Annotated in this window: 3 protein-coding genes; 1 reads left to right on the top strand and 2 read right to left on the bottom strand. The window is 66.3% G+C overall.

From position 1 onward, the window contains the following. The coding region (locus JWP28_RS05135) for a DeoR family transcriptional regulator (protein WP_299540723.1) at positions 1-891 on the top strand (891 nt) is incomplete at its 5' end. 42 nt (positions 892-933) lie between these two features. Here JWP28_RS05135 and JWP28_RS05130 read toward each other — a convergent pair. Both JWP28_RS05130 and JWP28_RS05125 read right to left on the bottom strand, forming a co-directional pair. Beyond that, the gene (locus JWP28_RS05130; RefSeq protein ID WP_299540725.1) at positions 934-3,645 is read right to left on the bottom strand and encodes a PAS domain S-box protein; all 2,712 of its coding nucleotides are present in this window, start codon (positions 3,643-3,645) and stop codon (positions 934-936) included. A gap of 166 nt (positions 3,646-3,811) precedes the next feature. Continuing rightward, complete coding sequence (locus JWP28_RS05125; RefSeq protein ID WP_299540720.1) at positions 3,812-4,174, bottom strand: response regulator; 363 nt, start codon at positions 4,172-4,174, stop codon at positions 3,812-3,814. Positions 4,175-4,627: the final 453 nt, after the last annotated feature.

Genomic DNA, 4,627 nt, shown 5'->3' with positions numbered 1-4,627 from the left:
GGCGACGATGACCTGCTGGACGCGCTGATCTTCACCGCCGCGCTCGACGCCAACATGGCGCCGGTGAATCGCGATCCGGACCTCCAGGTCGCCTACGGCGGCGTCGAGGTCTCCGCGCCGGACGAGTTGCGAAGGCCGGTGAGCATCAACGCGGTGGCCCAGTCGCTGCGCCTGCCGTTCGAGACCGTGCGGCGGCGTTTCCTGCGCCTGTCCCGCGCCGGCCTCTGCATGATCACCCCGCGCGGCGTCGTGGTGCCGCGCAGCGCGGTGACCTCGGCAGCCTATATCGCCATGCAGCGCGCCCGCTATGATCGCGCCCGCGGCTTCTACCAGGCGCTGAAGGTCGCCGGCGCCCTGCCGCCCGCCGAGGCGGTCCCCGAGACGGCCCCAGAGACGGGCCCCCAGCCGGGCCAAGCGCCGCCGCCGGCCTCCGCGCCGCTGGTGCGCGCCGCCAACAGGGCGCTGTCGGAATATGTGCTGCGCGCCTGCAACGACCTGCTCGCCCTGACCGGCGATGTGCTGAGCAGCCTCGTCCTGCTGGAGCTGGTGCTGGCGAACACCCGGGCGCTGACGACGGCCGCGTTGGCGGATTGGATTCGGGACCCCGAGCGCGTCGGCCGGCCGGTCCGCATCGCCGCCCTGGCGGCGCCCCTGCGGGTCTCCGGGGAAACCATCCGACGCCATCTGGACGTCCTGGAGACGCTCGGCTTCTGCCGCCGCACGGCCGGCGGCCTAGTCGCCATCGCGCCGGCCTCGGCCTTGCCGAAGCTCGACTCCCTCGTGCGCGCCAACCAGGCCAACGTCCAGCGCCTGTTCGGGCGCCTGCGCCAGCTCGACATCCTTGCCGCCTGGGACACCCCGCACGCGGTCAGCGGAGGCGCGCGCGCCTAGGCGGGAATCCGGGACAATGCCTAATTGTTCTGTCAGCGCGCCTTAGTGGGGTCGCCCCCCGGCTCTCAGGTGGTCGAGATAGCTCGACAGCTCGCCTATCCACCGGCGCGATACGGCCGAGTCTGCAACGTCCGCCGCTTGCTCAAGCCCAGCGCCGATGTCGGTGATCATCTGAAAGCCAAAACCGCCGCCGGAGCCACGCAGATTGTGTCCAAGGATGGTCACGGCCTGGAAGTCGCCGCAGTCGAGCGCGGCGAGCATGGAGATGACGTTTAGCCGGCAGTTCTCCAGATAGGCCGGCGTTCGGTCCGCCAACCTCTGAGCCGCCCGGGAAGGACCCGCGCCCAAGGCATCGGTCCCTGGCAAAGTTGGCGTCTTGACAGCGGAGTGATCCTTGATCGCCTGCAGCAGGACCTCCTGCTTTATGGGCTTGGTGAGATAAGCGGTGCAGCCAGCCGCAAGGCAGCTTTCCCGATCACCCTTCAAAGCCGACGCCGTCAGCGCAATGATCGGCGTGGGCGCGCGGCCGTTGGCCTTCTCCCACGCCCGGATGGTCCGCGTCGCCGTCAGGCCATCCATGGCGGGCATCTGGCGGTCCATCAGCACCAGGTCATAGCGCCCCTTCTTGAACATCTGGCACGCGAGGACGCCGGTTTCGGCCACATCGACCAGGTAGGGCGTGTCCTCGAGGTAGGCGAGGGCGATCGTGCAATTATCGGGCGAATCCTCCGCGATGAGGATGCGCAGCGCAGGAAGCGGCGCTTCCGGGCCCGCCCCGACGGGAGCCGCCACCGGGCTCTTGGCCGCGACCGAGACTTCGAACGGGACGGCGAAGGCGAACAGGCTGCCCTCGTCGACCTGGCTTTCCACCCAGATGCGCCCGCCCATGAGCTCCACCAGGCGCCGCGAAATCGTCAACCCCAGGCCAGACCCGCCAAACCGCCGCGTGGTTGAGGAATCGGCCTGGGTGAAGCGCTCGAAGACGCGAACCAGCTTATCGTCGGCGATGCCGATACCCGTGTCGGTTACGGTGAAGCGCAGGGCGGTCGGCACGGCGCCGTCCTCGTCCGGCTCGACGCGCAGCGAGACGCTGCCGGACTGAGTGAACTTTATGGCGTTACCCAGCAGGTTGAGCAGCACTTGGCGCAGGCGAGTGGGGTCGCCCACCAGGTCGTTGCTCACGCCCGGCGCGATCTCGCAGACCAGGGTCAGCGCCTTCTCTTGGGCTCGGGGGGCGACCATCTCCATCACCTTCTCCAGATGGTCGCTCAGAGAGAAGTCCGTGCGCTCCAGGTCGAGCTGCGAGGCCTCCACCTTGGAGAGATCGAGGATGTCGTTGATCAGGTTGAGCAGGTTGTCGCCGGACCGGCGAAAGATCTGCACGAACTTGTCCTGCTCCGGGGTGAGCGCGGTCTTCGCCAGTAAGTCGGCGATCCCCATGATCGCGTTCATCGGGGTGCGGATTTCGTGGCTCATGCTGGCCAGGAAGTCGGACTTGGTGCGGCTGGCGCTCTCGGCGGCGGCCTTTGCCTGCTGCAGTTCCACCTCGACGCGCTTGCGCTCGGTGACGTCGCGCGCCGCCGCGAAGACGCCCTTCAGCGTGCGGCTGCGGTCGTAGAAGGTGGTGGCGTTGTAGGAGACGACCGTCTGCTTGCCGTCGCGGGCCCGCGCGGTCAGTTCATAGTCAGTGATCGAATTTTCGGCGAGAACCCGCTTGATCCCGGCTTCGGCGCGCGCGGGGTCGGTGAAACAGTCCTTGAACGGCGCGCCGATCAGCTCGTCGCGGGTGCAGCCGGTGAGCGCCTCGGTCTGCCGGTTGACGTCGGTGATGATGCCGGCCGGGTCGATGGTCATCAGGGCGTCGATGTTCGATTCGATCAGCGAGCGCGTGTAGAACTGCTGGTCGCGCAGGCGCAGATCGGACTTCTCCCGCTCGGCCTCCACCAGCTTGCGCGCGGTGTTGTCCGTGCCGATCAGCAGGTAGCCGATGATCGCGCCTTGCGGGTCGCGTAGCGCCGTCACGGAGACCAGCGCAGGAAAGCGCGTGCCATCCTTGCGGATCTTGGTCAGCTCGTAGATGTCCTCGATCCCCCGCGAGGCCTTGAACACCAGGGCTTCGAAGCCCGGTGTGATCGAGGTCGCCAGCTCGGCGCTCAGCGCCTCGGCGCGGACGATCAACTCCTGCGGATCGGAAAAGTCGGCCGGGGTGATCTTGTTCATCACCTCCGCGGCGGTGTAGCCGAGCATGCGCTCGGCCCCGACATTGAAGATCTGGATGACCCCCTTGGCGTCGGTGGCGATGCTGGAGAAGTTGGCGCTGTTGAAGATCGCGCTCTGCAGGGCCCCGGCCTTCAGCAGGGCCTCTTCGGCCTCCTTGCGGGCGGTGTTGTCGGTGCCGATCAGCAGATAGCCGATGATGCTGTCCTGGGCGTCGCGAAGCGCGGTGACCGACACGACCGCCGGCAGCCGGGTGCCGTCCTTGCGGATATAGGTCAGCTCGTAGATGTCCTCGATGCCACGCGAAGCCTTGAACACCAGCGCTTCGAAGCCGGGCGTGATCGGGGTGCCAAGCTCCGCGCTGAGCGCCTCGGCGCGGGCGATCAGCTCCTGCGGGTCGGAGATGTCGGCGGGCGTGATGGTGTTCATCACTTCGGACGCCGCGTAGCCGAGCATCCGCTCGGCCCCGACGTTGAAGATCTGGATCACCCCCTTGGCGTCGGTGGCGATGCTGGAGAAGTTGGCGCTGTTGAAAATGGCGCTCTGCAGGGCGCCGGTCTTGACGATCGATTCCTCGGATTGGAACGCGCCCCGGCTATCCGGGCCCTCGGCCGTCGGGAGCGCCAGGCCCGTCTCGGCGTCGGAAATGGAGATCGGATGTCCTAACTCAGGCGCGCACGGCTCGCGTGCGCTGCGACGATCGTCAGTTGAGAAGTTGTTGCATGGAAATCCCCAGCTGTTCCGGGGAGTAAGGCTTCTGGATGAACTGGCCGCCCGGAACGAACTGATCGGCCATATCGGCGGTCAGGGGCGTTCCGGAGGTATAGAGCACGCGCAAGTCAGGCCGCAGGGCAATGGCCTGGTTCGCGACGTCGTAGCCGCCAAAGGGCAACGCGCTCAAACGCATGTCCACGAACAGGGCGTCTATGGGGACCGAGGCCGACAAATGAACCATGGCCTCGCCAAGATCGCAGGCGACCAGGGTGCTGTGGCCCAGATCTTCCATCGTCCATTCAGCGTTTTTCCGAATAAAAAGCTCGTCTTCGACGATGAGAATCAAAGCCATCAGACGCCGACCGGCTTCTGAGTGGGCATTGGCGGACGGGTTAGCAGATTTCGCGGCGTCCCATGCCCGCGAACCACATGCCCCGCTGCGTCCGAGTCTGCGCCAAGCTTGGCCATTTCATCGGCCGTGGACGCAGGAGCTGAGTTTTTGGCCGGTTCAATCATGCACCGACTCTGCCCGCTTAAGGCTTGCAGAGATATGACTAATTTGGTGTTGCCTGGCAGGCGGTCTCGGGGAGGTACTCGTCGGCACGAAACGGCGACAGGCAAGAAGTCGTACGTGCCCCCGCTTACATCATCGCCTCTCCCCCCGCGAAGCGGAGAGGGAGAGGCGAGCCGGCAAGCCTCCGCTTAAATCTCATGCCGAACTAGGGACCCTAGGAGCTGTGGACTCTAGGGATTCCGGCTGAGGCCGAAGCGTGATTCAAGACTGCTTTTTGGAGACGGTCTTGGG

Source organism: Phenylobacterium sp. (genome assembly GCF_028290885.1).
GTDB lineage: Bacteria > Pseudomonadota > Alphaproteobacteria > Caulobacterales > Caulobacteraceae > Phenylobacterium.
This window is presented reverse-complemented; position numbering and strand designations above follow the sequence as displayed.

Bases quoted from the DNA above. Each gene is read 5' to 3' on its own strand.
- JWP28_RS05125 (WP_299540720.1), bottom strand. From the start codon at position 4,174: ATGGCTTTGATTCTCATCGTCGAAGACGAGCTTTTTATTCGGAAAAAC.